Here is a 14,271-nt window from a genome sequence, read left to right on the forward strand (position 1 = left end):
GTCTACTACTTCGACGAGGCGGCGCGGCTGATCGTAGTCTCAACCCATGAGTAGCGACCGTGAGCGGGTTACCGACAAGATCATCAGTGGGCTTGACGTTCTGTCGATGCGCCAGCTTGAGACCGTGGCATCAATCGTCAAGAGCCTTCACATTCCTGTTCAGTTCCTCTCAGGTTCCGGCGTCGGAATCGTAGATGCAGCGTTCGCCGAAGAAATGTCTAACCTCCTGAGTCTGCACCACTCGAATCACGAGGCGCCCCTCAACAAAAAGCCTTTTGAGTACGTAATGAAGCGTTGTCTCATTGCTCAAGGGCACGCAGAGGCTGACCTCAACCCGGCACCCGGCGAGTCCGCCTATGACGTTTTTGGAAACGGCGAGCGATGGTCGCTGAAGACGGAAGCCGCCAAGGGTCTCAGTCCTACCCAAGTGAAGATCGAGAAATTCTCTGAGGCTCGTTGGGTCAGGGAGGCGACCACACCGGAGCTATGCGCAGCCGAGATCCGCGAGCGTCTTCCACGACACATGGACGGGTACGACCGCATCTTGATGCTGCGTGCGGAGACGCGACCTGACAGCTTCGTCTACACCCTGGAGGAGGTGCCGAAAAAAATCCTGCTCGATTGCTTCACCTCGGCCACGCCCGAGATGTTCACCAAGAAGGACCGAGGAGGGAAGCCGGGGATCAGCTTCGGCGCGGACTTCCTGCACCCGACCAACGGAGACAAGGTATTCAGGATGCTCTTGGACTCCAGCGTGGAAAAAGTTCGACTCTGGTATCAGACGAAGTATTGCATTCGTCACGGCTCATGGGTCGTATCGAGGCCGGATACCGACGAGTTGACGCTCTTCACACCAGCGTGAGTTGAGCCGACTCCGTAACGACGAAGTCATCTACGCGCAGCGATGTCTTCGGTAGAACCACCTGCTCCAGGTCCGGCTTCTCACCAGTCAGGATCCAGTGAGCAACCCATGCAAGTTGGTAAGAAACCAAAGGAGGAACCGCATCTCCGATCTGGCGATACAGGTTTTTACGGCTGCCGCCGGTGAACGTGTAGTCAGACGGGAACCCCTGCAAGATACCGAGCTCGCGGACCGTGCATTGACGATCTTGCTCGGGGTGGGAGTACCGCCCGTTCCCAACATGCGAACATTCGCGCTTGATGGTGGGAGCGGGCTTGTCCCAAGCCATGCGGCCGTAGACGTCACAGTAGGAGTTCAGGCGCCCCCGCTCGACAGCCTTCCGCATGGACGGGATCAGGTACTTCTCCGTATTCGGGTTCCCCAAGAGGTCGGGCCAGCTCCCACCATCGTGAGGCATCGCCGCGATCCTTTCGAGCGACTCGCCCTTAAGCATCGTGCTCGAATGGTTGGGGTCGTCCGGGTGTGTCTCACCTGCGGCAACCTTGGGAAGGCCAGCGATGGCCCGCCGCACCGTAACGGCCTCGGGCTTAATTTTATAACCACGCCAGAGATCTTCGAGAGTGTAGAGCGGGAGATCGGAAGCCACTGCGATAACGAGAGCTCGCTCCCTCTGCTGCGGCAACCCAAAGCGTGACAGGGCATGGGAAGTTGCATAAACCTTATAGCCCATGCCCTGAAGGTTTTCCCGGAGGGCCGCGAAGTGATGGCGGAAGTTTCCGTTGAGCAGCTGAGGGACGTTCTCCATCATGAACACCCGAGGCTTCATGCGCGCCACGTGATCCGCCACGCGAGCAACAAGGGAGTTCCGGGGGTCGTCTTCTTCCCAATTCTTCGAGATAGCCCGAGAGAAACCGGTACATGGAGGGCACGCCAAAAGAACTTCAAGGTCGTCAACGTTTGCCGGCAGCTTCTCCGCCAACTCGTCTGCCGAGATGACCGACAGGTCCACGGCCAGCGGCTGCACCTTGAGGTTGGCCTCATAGGTGTCATTGCAGCCGATCGCGCCATGGCCTGTGCTCGGCTTCCCGACCTCAACGTCTGCGGCGCCGACGAGATTGAACGCGGGGTGCGCGTAGTAGCCGCAGCTCATACCTCCGCCGCCGGAAAAAAGGTCCACGACGCGGCTTGCCTGAAGGCCCACCAACATCTCCTCGCACTCGCCCCTCGACCGTACCCCCGAACTTCCACGAGAGTACGGCAACGGAAGAACTCAAGTCAAGTCAAGTCAAGGAAGGCAAGGAAGGTCATGGATCAACCGCCTGGTAGCTTCAGGTGGGTGAATGGGGTGGAAGCTCTGCGGTCGCGACTGGCTGAGGTCAGGCGCGAGATCGCGGCCACCTCCGAGCAGCTCCAGCGACTACGGGACGAAGAGTACGGTTTGTCTCTTTCGTTGGCACGCATGACAGGCGACCCTAGCCCGAGTCCGCCGGACGTCGAGTCCAGCAGGACCACTCCCACCTCAGGCAAGGCTCGCATCACACCTGCCGTGCGCGCCCTCCTAGCCGAGAGCTCTTCTCCTCTCACGCGCATGGAGATCGTCGGTCAGCTCGGGGAAGACGGGATTTCCACATCACCGGATGCCGTGAGCGCGAGCCTGTCCTATCTCCGGAAACAGGGCACAGCCATCAACGCTGGCGGACGCTGGTATCTATCCCATCAACCAACGGGTTCCCATCCAGGCGCACAAACTGGACCAGTTTGAGGCGTCGAAGCGCTCCCGTCCCGCAACTCAATGCCGGCGGACGGGGGCGCCTCCTTTGTCTGCGCATGGATGACCCCCGCCGGCCGTGGCCGGCGGGGGTCGTGGTTGGGGGTCACCGTGCAGGCGTACCTATGCGGCCACCGTCACGGGAACGGTCCCCCTCCCTCCGCCATCCGCCCCCGCGCGGGAGACGTGGTGTGGGCGGATGCGGTGGTCCTGCGGCGGTTGATCGGTGCGGGCATGACGTCCGTGCCGGGCGGCACGGCTCGACTTGGGCGCAAGGATCTTCACCCGTACCGGCTCGTAGTAGCAGTAACAGGTGTAGGTGTAGCCCGGTCGATCGACCGGCGCAGGGGCCACCGCTCGGCGCGGACTCGGCATCGACCAATAGATCGCAAGGAGCGTGCCCCCGCCGAGGCTGATGCACAGGCAGACCACACCAATCACCATGCGATCAAGTTCTGTTCCGGTCACTTGGGCACCTCCACACCGCGGAGTCGGCGCCAGGAGCCACGGACCGCAGCGCGGATCGTGGGCCAGGAACCACGGTTTGAGTGGTCGGTCCGGACGCCGGCGAACATCCCGACCTGCTCGGCAAGGTCGACGACCAGCGTCCGCGCGAGGTCGGGTTTGATCTCGACGAGCAAGTTCGCGTCGAAGTAGAGCCACACGTCGACGTCGTCACCAGAACCGCAGTTGACGGACACGTTTACTTTCTCGGGTCGGATCACACGGCCCCCCTGCCACCCTCGTCCAGGCGGAACCACACGGCCTTTGAAGTGGGGATCAACCCGCCGTAGAGCGCGGCTCCCCAGTGATCGGCGAGTTGGTCGACGATGCAGAGTCCGAGGCCGCCCTCGCGCTCCAACCCTTCGGGAGGACCGGGCAGTTCCTTCGGCAGGTCGTCGTGCACCCACACGGACACGTAACCCTCGGCAACGATCACATCGACGTGAACAAGACGGGCGGCCGTGTGGCGGTAGACATTCGTGACAATTTCGCTCGCACAGAGCTGAGCATTTCCTGCGAGTGCACCGTGACCAGTCGAGCGGCACAGAGCCACGACCAGATCACGAAGCACAGCCGGCGCAGTCGGTGTGTTCGCCGCCGAAAGGCGATACGACAACGCCGACGTTGGTGTTGGTGGTGCAGGAGGTGCTAACGCAGTTCCCATTTCATCGTCTCCCAACGCGGTTGTAGCTCGCGCTGCTCGCCACCGTGGCTCGATCCGCTCCCGGGCGACGGCGCCGGTACATGGGCGCGCGTCAGCGGCTGCACTGCGGTTTTACCGGCGCACTGCGCGGTGCTGCTGAAGACGGTAGCGGATGCGTCTCACTAGTTGTACCCGAATGGCTCAACAGTAGAACGAGGTGGATCCTTGTTGGGACACGGGCCACACTGGGAGCCGACAGGAGGGGAGCCGATGCCACCAAGGAAGGCGCCGACCGCACGTCAGCGCCGATTGGGCGTTGAACTGCGAAAGATCCGGGAACATGCCGGTCTCACGCTCGCCGACGCCGCAACCCAACTCGGCACCGACCGGACGAGCATCAGCAACACCGAGTCGGGCCGCTTCGGCGTGAGCGGTGAGCGCGTTCGCACATGGGCCGCTCACTACGGCTGCCCCGACGCTGAATACGTCGACGCCCTCGCCGCCATGGCTGAAGAACGCGGCAAGGGATGGTGGGAGGACTACCGCGGCGAACTCTCCGCCGGCGCGCTCGACCTATCCGAACTTGAGTACCACGCCACGGCCCTACGTGCCGTGCAGATCATGCACATGCCCGGCCTGCTGCAAACCGAGGACTACGCCCGCGCCGTGTTCGAGGAGGCCGTGCCACCCCTCAGTGACGTAGACCTCCGGCGCCGACTTTCGCATCGTCTGAAGCGTCGAGATGTGCTCGACCGACCGAGCGCACCCACGTGCACGTTCTTGATCCATGAGGCCGCCCTGCGCATGGAGTTCGGCGGCCGAAAGATCGCTCGCACGCAACTCGACTACCTTTTGAAGGAGTCCAGCCGGGACAACGTGACCGTGCGCGTCGTTCCGTTCTCCGTCGGCGGTTTCCCCAACGCCGGAAGTTCGACACTCTACGCATACGGGTCGGTTCCGCAGCTCGACACGGTCCAGACGGACACCCCACACGGCCCCGCGTTCCTTGACGCAGAGACGCGCCTCGCCAACTACCGGGCCGTCCTGGACCGAACCGAAGAGAGGTCACTCGACGCCGTGCAGTCGCGTGACTTCATCTACGAAATAGCACAACAAGTCTGAAGGCGTGGGAATAGTGGAAATACAGTGGCAAAAGTCCTCGTTCTCGACGGACTCAGAGGGCAACTGCCTTGAGCTCGCGACGCAGGGCGACGAGATCCTCGTACGCGAGAGCGACAACCCCAACGTGATCGTCAAGACCACCCAAGCGAAGCTGGCGGCGTTCCTCTCCGGCGCCAAGGCGGGAGAGTTCGACCACCTCATCTAGTTGGCCCACGCGACAGAGTGACCCCTCGCCCTCGGCGGGGGGTCACTTTTGCTTGCGTATCAATCATTGGCATATGCCGTATCACCCATTAGACGTCAAACAGTTGATACGGATCTGTAGCTAGCGCTACGGTCCCCATGTGACGCCGAACCGGGCCAATGCACGGCACGACGGTTCCCGGAACGGCGCCAACTCTCCCTGTTTCCACGCTTGTTGGGGAGAGCCCCCGAGGGGTGCCCCCTCCTGGCTTACACGCCTTCGCCGGGAGGGGAGTACCGGCAACACCGCGGCAGGAGGGCATACATGCGCGCGCCATCCGAGTCGGTAGAGCAGCGCGAGGGAGCAACACCACCCACGCAGCGCCCCGCCGTTGAGGTCAGACGCGCGTTCTGGTGCGAGCACACGGTGTCCGAGGCAGACCTCAAGATCAAAGGCCGTCCTGAGCGCGACATCGTCAGCACCCCGGGCGAGGCCATTCGCAAGATCCGCATGAGCGTGCGCAGATTGGCGCCCGCCCTCCCGTCATTCGAGCAAGACCGCGCACTCAACTGGACCGACAGCGGTGGCTCGTTGCAAGCCATCGGCGCCCTTCACCGCGGCGACCCCTGCGGATTCTCGATCAGCAGCCACGGAACTTGGCATGAGTGGACCGTACGGCCATTCGCCCAATTCCTCGTCCCCGACGAGCTGTTGATACACGTCGTACCGGTCCGCCCAGCATCCCGCCCTTGCAACACCGCGCACTGAGTTGTTGGAGGCTGCATGCACCAACTGATCGCAAGTCCGTTCCTCGACGAGTACCTCGTCTTACGCCCCGGGCACGACACCGGTGTGCAAATCCCGCTCGCTCGGTACCTCGAACTCAGCAAGGCGGCAAGTACCGACGATGACGCGCCGCAGTGGCTCGTCGACGCCGCGCATCAGGCATGGTCCCTCGAACTGCCCGCACACCGTCCCCTGCGCGACACCGTCCTCGTACGCGCCCTGTCCCCGTACGGCATGGCCCGCGCGTCGTACGAGATCAACAAAGGCTGTGACTACGACTGTCCACACTGCTACCTCGGGTTGAAGCGGTTCGAGGGTATGCACTGGGACGACAAAGTGCGGCTGCTCGACATCATGCGCGACGCCGGCGTGCTCTGGCTTCAGATCACGGGGGGCGAGCCGCTGATCGACCGCGAGTTCCCCGAGGCGTACGCGTACGCCTACGACCTCGGCATCATGCTGACCATCTCCACGAACGGATCACAACTCCACAAACCGAAGATCCTGGAGACGCTCGCCAGTCGGCCGCCGCATCACCTGTCCCTGAGTCTCTACGGCGCAACCGCGGAGACGTACGACGGTTTCACCGGCAACCGAGGAGCGTTCGACCGCTTCACCCGCGGGCTCGACGCCGCCCGCGAGGCTGGCCTGCGCCTGCGCATGAACGTCATCGTCGCAGCCGACAACGCCGACGAGGTCGACGCCATGGTGACCCTCGCCGAGAGGTACGGCGAGTGCTCTGTCTTCACCAACATGTCGCCCACCATCGCCGGCGACGCAACGCCCCTGCCCGAGCAGGCCGCCAAGTACCTACGCCCACGCAAGGTATTCACCGGCTGCAACGCCGGCCACACCTTCTTTCACGCCGACCCGTTCGGCCACGCGTCCATATGCAAGATCGGTCGCGATCCTCACATCCCGTTGATGCGGGAAGGCATCGAGGGACTCAAACGCCTCGGCGGCATCGCCGACGGCCTCCAACTTCGCACCGGTGGCTGCGCAGGCTGCACGTTCGGCCAGAAAGACGCCGACGGCAACCCGGGAGGCTGCACCACATGCCGCCCCATGGCCAGGCTCTACCAGGAGGCGAAGGCACCGCGAAACATGTACTGCCAGCATCCCGACCCCGAACCAGTGAGGTGACCCATGGCAACTGCCACCGAGCCCCGTACCACCGGACCCGTGCCGGTCGAGATAACGCCGCGCCCGACCACAGCCGGCCCGCTCCCCGTCACGATCACGTCCCGTCCGATCGCTGACGACGAGATCCAGATCACCAAGAATATCGGCGAGTTCACCGAAGGTGCCGACTGCTCCTGCACGGCAAGCGACGACCAGGTGTACTAAGCCGACACGCGCCAGCAAGCCGCCCCCACCCGTCATAGGGTCGGGGGCGGCTCGTCCGTCCACCCCCAGGAACCCCACATGCCCGTAGACCGCATCCACTGGGACGACCTCCCCCTCGACGCGCGCCGCGCCGTGGAGGAACAGACCGGCCCCATCCACCACACCGAGACAGTCGCAGCCGGCAGAAACTCAGGCATCGCCGTCACGGTCCGCACCGCTGGCCCCGTCCAGTTCGTCAAAGGCGTTCCCCTCGACCACCCACAGGCCCGTACACAGCAGCGTGAAGCCGCGGTCAACCCCTATCTACCGCCGTCCTGCCCCCGGCTACTGTGGCGTGTCCAGACCGCCGGATGGGACCTGCTCGGCTACGAGTACCTCGTCGGCCGGCACGCCGACTACTCCCCCGGCTCGGGCGACCTAGCACTGCTCACGCACGCGTTGACCGAGCTACAGAACACCCCGTGCCCCGACCTCGACGACCTGAAGATCGCCGAGGACCGCTGGAGCAAGTACGCCGGCCCCAACGGCGTCGAACAGCTCGCCGGCGACACGCTGCTGCACACCGACCTCGCGCCGCACAACCTGCTCATCAACGACCGAGCACACTTCATCGACTGGGCATGGCCCACCCGCGGCGCCGCCTGGATCGACCCCGCGGTGCTCATCCTGCGACTCATGGAAGCTGGCCACACAGCGGAGGCCGCAGACGAATGGGCACGCGAACAGTTCCCGTCGTGGGCAGCAGCACCACACACGTCGGTCGCCTCGTTCTCCGAGGCGAACGCCAATGTATGGGACGAGATCGCCCGCCACGACTCGGCAGAGTGGAAGAAGCGCATGGGCCGCAACGCCCATGACTGGGTGACCTACTGGCGGGCGCGAGCGTCCTAACGGTCGACGCACTAAAATAGAACGTGTGAACGATGGCTCGCTGTCCCGGCTCGACGTGCTGCGCTTCCTAGAGCGCGTACAGGCACGAGACCTCGCTCGCACCCGCCGGTGGATCGCCGACGAGGAGCGGCGCGAGGTCGAGCGGCAGCGGGGCCTCGCCGCACGCGCGCCGGATCCTGATTGGCTGATCGAGCGCGGACTCTCGGGGCGTACCGCCGTGTACATACACAAAGGGGGCTGCTACATGGTCGGATCCAGATCGAATGGTGTCGAGCTGGACCAGGCGCTCCGAGCCCTGGCCGAGGGGATCGCCCCTTGCCCACACTGCCGCCCCGACAACGCGCTCGGATTCTTCGACTGACCTCAGGCGGCCTCGACTCCATCCTCGCCTGAACCGACCCCGAGGTGCCGAAGCAGGTCGTACCGCGAGATCCGGTAACCGCGGTTGGCCGGCAGCAGTCGCACCGGGTACCGCCCTCCGCTGGCCAGGCTGTACCCCGTCGTCCGCCCGAGGCCCAATGCCCGGTTGGCCGTTTCAAGGTCGACGGTCACCGGCAGATTCATCAACTCGTCGTGCGTCATCGCTCGCTCGTCGCTGGTCACGAACTCCCCTCCAAGGTGGTCAACACGCCCTCCTAGCCGGGGCGTTCATCGAACATAACGTATCGATAACGCTAGTGACTACGCAATACGCACTGCTAACGTGTCGATATGCACAGTCACCAAACGGCAAGCGACACCATCGCCGGGCAGGTTCGCAAGCACCGAGCCCGGCTCGGCCTCAACCGGCAGCAACTTGCAGACGAGTGCGCCCGGTTGGGTGCCGTCGACCTCACGTACGCCGCGATCACGAATATTGAGACCGGCCGCAGGAACAAGGAGGGCAAGCGACGCCGCGAGGTGACCGTCGACGAGCTGCTCGTGCTCGGCCTCGCCCTCGCAGTGCCCCCGCTCCTCCTGGTGCTTCCCCTGGGGGACGAGCAGATCGTGCCCACTGTGCCCGCGGCCGATCCGCGAGACCCCTACACCGTGTGGAAGTGGTGCACGGGCGAGGAAACGCCGACGCTCGCCGGCCCCCTCGACGGGCGCCATTACGTCGACCCCCGGCCCATCGCCGGCGACGGCCCCAAGTGGTCCGCAGCATGGGGCACGGCCGCCTATCCCGCCTCGCTGTACCCCGAGTTCGAGCGGCGGCGCGAGGCAGTCCACAGGGCGTATCTGCGCACCGAGACCGCGCAGGCAACGCGCCGCACAGACAAGGAAGGTCACAGCGCAGCAGAGACCGACTATCTGCACCGACTCGAAGAACTCGCGCGCCACATCAACGACATGAGCCGCGCGGGGCTCACGATCCCCGATCTACGACCTGACTTGATCGAGGACATGCAGGGGCTCGACATGCTCGACGACCCCGACGTCATCAACCCGAGAGGGACTGAGTGAACGGCACGATCACTAAGCGTTGCGGCTGCCGTGACGCCGACGGCAAGCAGCTCAACGGCTCTTGCACCAAGCTGAGTCAGCGCAGCCACGGCCTGTTCAGCCTCACGCAGGAACTGCCGCCCAAGAAGGGCAACGAGCGCCGCCGCTTCCGCCGCAGCGGCTACGACACCAAGACCAAGGCGCAGGCCGACCTCGACAAGGTGCGCGCGCTGCTCAACATCGCCGACGAGAGCGACATCGAGGGCCGCGCGCGTCTGGCCGACATGCTCGAAACGGTGGGGGCGAGCAAAGACCCGATCCCCGACCACGAAGAGACCCGCCGCAAGTTCGCGACCGGTCAGTCGCTCACGCAGCACATGACCGTCGGCGAGTGGCTCGAACAGTGGCTCGCCGGAAAGAAGGGGCTCCGCACCAGCGGAAAGAACCGGTACGACATCGATATTCGGGTGCACCTCAAACCGCGGATCGGGCACATCCGGCTCGACCGGCTCACCGTGGCGCACCTCGACGAGATGTTCGCCGGCATCGCCGAGACGAACATCGAGATCAACGACGCGAACATTCTGCGCCGCACCGCGCTGGACGAGCTGAAGCTGATCCCGTGGAAGGGAGTTGAGAGCCGGCGCCGCCGTAAGGCGCTGCAAGAGACCATCGACGCGATGGACCCGTTCCGCCGGATCACGGGGGTGGCGACGCAGCACCACATCAAGGCGACGCTGCGGGCCGCCCTGAACGTCGCTATCGGGCGCGGGCTGGTCATCTTCAACGCAGCCGCGCACGTCGAACTCGAAGCCGCCAAGCGGCCCAAGGCACTTGTCTGGACCGACGAGAGAATCGCCGAGTGGCTGCGGACCGGCATCAAGCCGTCCGCCTGCATGGTGTGGACCCCGGAGCACGCCGGACAGTTCCTCGACTTCCTCGCCGACACCGGCGAGCGCCTGTACGGCCTGTTCCACCTGATCACCTTCCGCGGACTGCGTCGGGGCGAGTCGGTCGGCCTGCGCCGTACCGACCGGAGCCGTGCAGCGGGAACGCTCACCGTCGCGACGCAGCTCGTGCAGGACGGTTGGGAGGTCATCGAGAACGCACCGAAGACCGACAGCGGCGAGCGCGTGGTCGACCTCGACGAGTACAGCGGGCAGGTTCTCGACGAGCAGGAACTGCGGCAAGAGGCCGAGCGCCTCGAATACGGCGAGGCATGGGTCGAGTCGGGGCGCATGTTCACCATGCCCGACGGGTCGTTCATCCACCCCGGATGGCTGACGGACTACTTCGAGCGGCTCGTCGAACTCTCCGGCCTGCCGCCGATCCGGCTGCACGACCTGCGGCACGTCGCGGCCTCGCTCATGCTCGCCGCCGGCGTCGACATCAAGATCGTGTCCGAGACCCTCGGCCACAGTGACACCCGGATCACCCGGGACATCTATCAGTCGGTCATGCCGAAGGCTGCTCGCGACGCTGCCGAGGCGACGGCCGCCATCGTTCCGCGCGGCGCGGCCCGCCTTCCTGATGAGGCGCCCGCCGAGTCGGCCGCCGATCCGCGCGTCGAGCAGGTCGCGCAGCTCGCCCTCGATCACCTCGTCGCGCAGCTCGCCGCAGTCGCCGAGCGGGACGGCCGCACGGTCGAGCAGTTGGTGCTCGACCACCTCGCCGGACGGACCGGCGAGACGGCGGCCGAGCAGGATGGCCACACCACGGCCACACACGAGGGCGCGAAGATCATCGAGTTCCGCCCCCGCAGCGCCCGGACACAGGAAAACCCCAGTTCAGACGCTGTCCAAACTGGGGTTTCGTGGAGCCCCCTGTCGGATTCGAACCGACGACCTACGCATTACAAGGTCTTTCGAGGTGCCTGCTGGACCTGCGAACCATCCCGGACAGCGTCCTGACCTGCACGTTTTTCATATCCAGCTATCTCCGAGTAGCTCTTTCTGTATCCACCTCATGTGTACGGCGTGTGTACTGGACTGCATCCGGACACGTTCTCACTATCTCGTGTGAGGTATTCATTCTGGATACTTCGCGTGCTACGCTGACGTCAGTTCAGCCCGACAGCTGAACGGCCCCAACTCGGTGTCTCACCACCGTGAAGGGGCCTAACGGATCACCTGCGACTACAGGAGACCGCCATGGCACAGTCTGCCATCGCCAAGCCCACGCTGTCCGTCGACCACCTCATGGACGCGCCCCTGCCGCAGCTCATCGCCGAGCTGCACGTCGAACTCACCGAGGCTGGCATCACCGACGCGGGGTTCACCGGCTACGCCTACGTCAGCCGCGACGAGGTAGTCGTCGCCCTCCCGCCGAACCGCTCCGAGTTCGAACACGACTGCATCGCCCGGTACTTGATCGGGTCCGTGTTCCACGTCGACGGCATGCCGCCGCTCCCCGAGGCCTTCCAGATCACGGACATGACGGCGGACGTCAACCGGGCCCACCGCGACCAGGCCGCCGAGGTCGTGCGTCAGTCCCGCGAGGGTGGTGCCGTCTGATGCCGCGCCGCAACGGAAACGTCGACCGGACCCGCGACATCTGGTCGCCGGAGTGGCTGTCGAAGCGTGACTCCCGTCGTCTCGCCACCAAGGCTCGTCGCCGGCGGTGGACGGCATGAGCGACGAGCAGGAGCGCGCACAGCGCTCGGTAGAGCGGATGTTCCCGGAGGTCGCCCGGTTCCTGGGCCAGCTGCGTCACGAGCTGCCCATGTTCGGCCCGACGGACCTGTTCGACGACGAGGGCATCACACCGGACGTGATCGTGCGCGTCGACTACGCCCTGTCCCGCGAGCAGCTGCACGCGGCGCTGATGGTCGCCTTCACGGAGATCGCCGAGGGCCGCAGCCCGGAAGACATGTCGGTCGTCGAGGTGCGCACGGAGGTCGAGGGCTACCTCGCCGGGCACGGCATCGTCGCCGTCGACAACCAGATGGCGGACGACGAGCACCACGACTTCACGGCCGAGCAGCAGCGCATCATGCAGCTGCTCGCCGAGGCCATCGAGCGCGCCTACCCGCCGCGCCGTGAACCGGACCGCGTCCAGCAGCCCGTGTACGGGGACGGCACGGTGACGGTCGAGACCCAGGATCACGGCGAGATCGTCATCGACGAGCCCAGTTGGTGCCTCGGTCACGACGACGAGCCGATCGGGTACCGGGCCGACGTCACCCATCGCGGCCCGTGGGAGGCCGCGGAGTTCGCGGGTGTGGAGTTCCTGCCAGCCGGTATCTCGTGGGCGCCGTTCTCCGAGCTGCACCCCGAGCCGTACCCGGTCGCGGACGTCTGGGAGTTCCCGCCGATGGAGCCCGAGCAGCTGCGCGACCTGGCCGCGCTCGTCGGCTCGCAGGCCGGCCGCCTGTACCGCCTCGCCAACCAGGTGGACCGACTGCGGAGGGACCAGCCGTGAAGCGGTACGTGTCCGTCCCCCGCCCGACCGAGCGCGCCGCGATCCGTGCGGCGTGCCGGTCGGCACGGCCCCTTCCCCCGGTTCCGGCGATCCTCGCCGACCTGATCACCGCCAACCGTCTCGGCGACCGGCGCGGCGTGAACCTCTGCGCCCACCTGGTCGCCCGTGTCTCTGGAGAGGTTCGGGAATGATCCCCGCGAAGTGGCTTGCCCACGTGTCGCTGGCGGCCGGCGTCGTCTTCACCGCGACCGCCGAGTACAGCCTCGCCCGTCGGCTCGGCGCCCAGGAGCCGGTGGCGGTCATGCTGCCGGTGGCCATCGACGCCTACGCCATCGCCGCATTGAAGCGGTTCCGGGCGTTCGACATCGCCCTGTCGCTGCTGCTGATGTGTGCGGCGCAGGTGTCGGCGCATCTGCTCGACTCGCACGTGATGCCCGTCAACGGCTGGCTCGTCGTCATCGTGTCGCTGCTCGTACCCGTGGCGATCTGGCGTACCCACGCGCTCGCCCGCGGCGAGGACGACGTACCAGCCGATCCGATCAAGCTGGATGACATCCAGGATGCTCCGGTCGCCACGGTCGAGCGTGTACCCGAGATGGTGCCCGTGCTCGCCCCGGCTGTACTCGCCGCCGAGGAGCCCCGTACTCGCGTATCCGTCTCTGTACCCGAGGACGACGACGAGCTTCTCGCGAACGTCCGGACCGACTTCCACGGCCAGATCCCGACGTACCGCGAACTCAAGGAGAAGTACGGCATCGGGCAAGCACGCGCCCGCCGTATCCGGTCCGTACTCGAAGGGGCGACGTCATGAAGTACCTGATCCTCGGCGCCCTGTTGGGCCTGCTGCTGGTCTTCCCGCAGCTGCTCGCCCTGGTGGGTGTCATCGTCGCAGCGATCCTCTCCAAGCCCGTTCTGGTGGCGTTCGGCCTCGGCTTGGCCGTCCGGGCTCGCCTGCCCCGCGTGCGGAGGTGGGCGCCGTGAGTGAGGCCCTCGACAAGGCCGAGGCTGCGGTGACCGAGGCGTCCGTGAACACTGCGGCCGTACAAGTCGCCCTCGCTGCGGTCGAGTTGGCGAAGCTGGCCAGCGCTCAGCACCAGGCGCCGGCCTGCCAGCACCAGGCGCCCAAGTCCACGTTCGACACCCGGAAGTGGCTGACGATCGGCGGTCTCGCCATCGTCGGCGGGTGCGTCGCCTGCGCCATGGCCCTCGCGTTCGCCCTGGCCTCCGTCGCCATCGCCATCGGCGCGACCTGCGCCACCGCCTGCCTGATCGTGCTCCGCAGCATGTGGCGCGACCTCACCAAGACCCGCTGACCAGGAGGA

The 14,271-nt window shown here is 65.5% G+C and carries 20 protein-coding genes; 16 read left to right on the forward strand and 4 right to left on the reverse strand.

What is annotated here, in order from left to right:
* The first annotated feature begins 46 nt into the window (after window positions 1–46).
* Entirely contained in the window at window positions 47–862 is an 816-nt protein-coding gene (locus OG588_RS22570) for a hypothetical protein (RefSeq protein WP_405948889.1), read from the forward strand.
* On the opposite strand, the gene OG588_RS22575 is transcribed toward OG588_RS22570, so the two are convergent.
* The 3 genes from OG588_RS22575 to OG588_RS22585 form a co-directional block, all read right to left on the reverse strand.
* Window positions 849–2,063, reverse strand: coding sequence for a DNA cytosine methyltransferase (locus OG588_RS22575; RefSeq protein WP_405948890.1), 1,215 nt, complete (start codon window positions 2,061–2,063; stop codon window positions 849–851). The two genes, OG588_RS22570 and OG588_RS22575, sit on opposite strands and share 14 nt — an antisense overlap.
* A gap of 1,031 nt (window positions 2,064–3,094) precedes the next feature.
* Window positions 3,095–3,355 carry a hypothetical protein gene (locus OG588_RS22580; RefSeq protein ID WP_405948891.1) on the reverse strand — a complete coding sequence of 87 codons (261 nt, stop codon included), beginning with the start codon at window positions 3,353–3,355 and terminating at the stop codon, window positions 3,095–3,097.
* Window positions 3,352–3,798 carry an ATP-binding protein gene (locus tag OG588_RS22585; protein ID WP_405948892.1) on the reverse strand — a complete coding sequence of 149 codons (447 nt, stop codon included), beginning with the start codon at window positions 3,796–3,798 and terminating at the stop codon, window positions 3,352–3,354. Before OG588_RS22585 ends, OG588_RS22580 begins: the two co-directional genes overlap by 4 nt.
* A 249-nt stretch (window positions 3,799–4,047) precedes the next feature.
* Between OG588_RS22585 and OG588_RS22590 the strand changes: the two genes are divergently transcribed.
* The 7 genes from OG588_RS22590 to OG588_RS22620 all read left to right on the forward strand — a co-directional run bounded on the left by OG588_RS22590 (window position 4,048) and on the right by OG588_RS22620 (window position 8,468).
* Window positions 4,048–4,899 (forward strand): Scr1 family TA system antitoxin-like transcriptional regulator, encoded by an 852-nt coding sequence (locus tag OG588_RS22590; protein WP_405948893.1) that lies wholly within the window; start codon window positions 4,048–4,050, stop codon window positions 4,897–4,899.
* A 13-nt stretch (window positions 4,900–4,912) separates the two neighbouring features.
* A complete protein-coding gene (locus OG588_RS22595; protein ID WP_366093183.1) occupies window positions 4,913–5,104 on the forward strand; it encodes a DUF397 domain-containing protein in 192 nt (63 codons plus the stop codon).
* Between the two features lie 303 nt (window positions 5,105–5,407).
* Window positions 5,408–5,851, forward strand: coding sequence for a hypothetical protein (locus OG588_RS22600; protein ID WP_405948894.1), 444 nt, complete (start codon window positions 5,408–5,410; stop codon window positions 5,849–5,851).
* Window positions 5,852–5,866: 15 nt separating this feature from the next.
* On the forward strand, window positions 5,867–7,012 hold the full coding sequence (locus tag OG588_RS22605; RefSeq protein ID WP_405948895.1) for a radical SAM protein: 1,146 nt from the start codon (window positions 5,867–5,869) through the stop codon (window positions 7,010–7,012).
* Window positions 7,013–7,015: 3 nt separating this feature from the next.
* Window positions 7,016–7,216: a hypothetical protein gene (locus OG588_RS22610; protein ID WP_405948896.1), complete on the forward strand. Its 201-nt coding sequence runs from the start codon at window positions 7,016–7,018 to the stop codon at window positions 7,214–7,216.
* A 78-nt stretch (window positions 7,217–7,294) separates the two neighbouring features.
* Window positions 7,295–8,107: an aminoglycoside phosphotransferase gene (locus tag OG588_RS22615; RefSeq protein WP_405948897.1), complete on the forward strand. Its 813-nt coding sequence runs from the start codon at window positions 7,295–7,297 to the stop codon at window positions 8,105–8,107.
* A gap of 25 nt (window positions 8,108–8,132) precedes the next feature.
* On the forward strand, window positions 8,133–8,468 hold the full coding sequence (locus OG588_RS22620) for a DUF6233 domain-containing protein (protein WP_405948898.1): 336 nt from the start codon (window positions 8,133–8,135) through the stop codon (window positions 8,466–8,468).
* Window positions 8,469–8,470: 2 nt separating this feature from the next.
* Here OG588_RS22620 and OG588_RS22625 read toward each other — a convergent pair whose 3' ends face one another.
* Complete coding sequence (locus tag OG588_RS22625; protein ID WP_405948899.1) at window positions 8,471–8,710, reverse strand: hypothetical protein; 240 nt, start codon at window positions 8,708–8,710, stop codon at window positions 8,471–8,473.
* Window positions 8,711–8,818: 108 nt separating this feature from the next.
* Here OG588_RS22625 and OG588_RS22630 point away from each other — a divergent pair, with 108 nt between their 5' ends.
* From OG588_RS22630 to OG588_RS22665, 8 genes are all read left to right on the forward strand, one after another.
* Entirely contained in the window at window positions 8,819–9,550 is a 732-nt protein-coding gene (locus OG588_RS22630; protein WP_405948900.1) for a hypothetical protein, read from the forward strand.
* Window positions 9,547–11,439, forward strand: a complete 1,893-nt coding sequence (locus OG588_RS22635; RefSeq protein WP_405948901.1) for a tyrosine-type recombinase/integrase — start codon at window positions 9,547–9,549, stop codon at window positions 11,437–11,439. The genes OG588_RS22630 and OG588_RS22635 overlap by 4 nt, the downstream gene beginning before the upstream one ends.
* A 240-nt stretch (window positions 11,440–11,679) precedes the next feature.
* Window positions 11,680–12,042: a hypothetical protein gene (locus OG588_RS22640; protein WP_405948902.1), complete on the forward strand. Its 363-nt coding sequence runs from the start codon at window positions 11,680–11,682 to the stop codon at window positions 12,040–12,042.
* A gap of 115 nt (window positions 12,043–12,157) precedes the next feature.
* Complete coding sequence (locus tag OG588_RS22645) at window positions 12,158–12,949, forward strand: DUF6907 domain-containing protein (protein ID WP_405948903.1); 792 nt, start codon at window positions 12,158–12,160, stop codon at window positions 12,947–12,949.
* Window positions 12,946–13,140: a hypothetical protein gene (locus OG588_RS22650; RefSeq protein ID WP_405948904.1), complete on the forward strand. Its 195-nt coding sequence runs from the start codon at window positions 12,946–12,948 to the stop codon at window positions 13,138–13,140. The genes OG588_RS22645 and OG588_RS22650 overlap by 4 nt, the downstream gene beginning before the upstream one ends.
* Window positions 13,137–13,760: a hypothetical protein gene (locus tag OG588_RS22655; protein ID WP_405948905.1), complete on the forward strand. Its 624-nt coding sequence runs from the start codon at window positions 13,137–13,139 to the stop codon at window positions 13,758–13,760. The genes OG588_RS22650 and OG588_RS22655 overlap by 4 nt, the downstream gene beginning before the upstream one ends.
* Window positions 13,757–13,930 (forward strand): hypothetical protein, encoded by a 174-nt coding sequence (locus OG588_RS22660; RefSeq protein ID WP_405948906.1) that lies wholly within the window; start codon window positions 13,757–13,759, stop codon window positions 13,928–13,930. Before OG588_RS22655 ends, OG588_RS22660 begins: the two co-directional genes overlap by 4 nt.
* Entirely contained in the window at window positions 13,927–14,262 is a 336-nt protein-coding gene (locus tag OG588_RS22665; protein WP_405948907.1) for a hypothetical protein, read from the forward strand. Before OG588_RS22660 ends, OG588_RS22665 begins: the two co-directional genes overlap by 4 nt.
* Window positions 14,263–14,271: the final 9 nt, after the last annotated feature.

Origin of the sequence: Streptomyces prunicolor, assembly GCF_045162825.1 — a bacterium.
In the GTDB taxonomy this organism is placed as follows: domain Bacteria; phylum Actinomycetota; class Actinomycetes; order Streptomycetales; family Streptomycetaceae; genus Streptomyces; species Streptomyces prunicolor.

What these genes read in the sequence shown, in the direction of transcription:
- OG588_RS22570 (WP_405948889.1), top strand. Translation starts at nt 47, where the DNA reads ATGAGTAGCGACCGTGAGCGGGTTACCGACAAGATCATCAGTGGGCTT.
- OG588_RS22585 (WP_405948892.1), bottom strand. Translation starts at nt 3,798, where the DNA reads ATGGGAACTGCGTTAGCACCTCCTGCACCACCAACACCAACGTCGGCG.
- OG588_RS22590 (WP_405948893.1), top strand. Translation starts at nt 4,048, where the DNA reads ATGCCACCAAGGAAGGCGCCGACCGCACGTCAGCGCCGATTGGGCGTT.
- OG588_RS22600 (WP_405948894.1), top strand. Translation starts at nt 5,408, where the DNA reads ATGCGCGCGCCATCCGAGTCGGTAGAGCAGCGCGAGGGAGCAACACCA.
- OG588_RS22605 (WP_405948895.1), top strand. Translation starts at nt 5,867, where the DNA reads ATGCACCAACTGATCGCAAGTCCGTTCCTCGACGAGTACCTCGTCTTA.
- OG588_RS22610 (WP_405948896.1), top strand. Translation starts at nt 7,016, where the DNA reads ATGGCAACTGCCACCGAGCCCCGTACCACCGGACCCGTGCCGGTCGAG.
- OG588_RS22615 (WP_405948897.1), top strand. Translation starts at nt 7,295, where the DNA reads ATGCCCGTAGACCGCATCCACTGGGACGACCTCCCCCTCGACGCGCGC.
- OG588_RS22630 (WP_405948900.1), top strand. Translation starts at nt 8,819, where the DNA reads ATGCACAGTCACCAAACGGCAAGCGACACCATCGCCGGGCAGGTTCGC.
- OG588_RS22640 (WP_405948902.1), top strand. Translation starts at nt 11,680, where the DNA reads ATGGCACAGTCTGCCATCGCCAAGCCCACGCTGTCCGTCGACCACCTC.
- OG588_RS22645 (WP_405948903.1), top strand. Translation starts at nt 12,158, where the DNA reads ATGAGCGACGAGCAGGAGCGCGCACAGCGCTCGGTAGAGCGGATGTTC.
- OG588_RS22655 (WP_405948905.1), top strand. Translation starts at nt 13,137, where the DNA reads ATGATCCCCGCGAAGTGGCTTGCCCACGTGTCGCTGGCGGCCGGCGTC.
- OG588_RS22660 (WP_405948906.1), top strand. Translation starts at nt 13,757, where the DNA reads ATGAAGTACCTGATCCTCGGCGCCCTGTTGGGCCTGCTGCTGGTCTTC.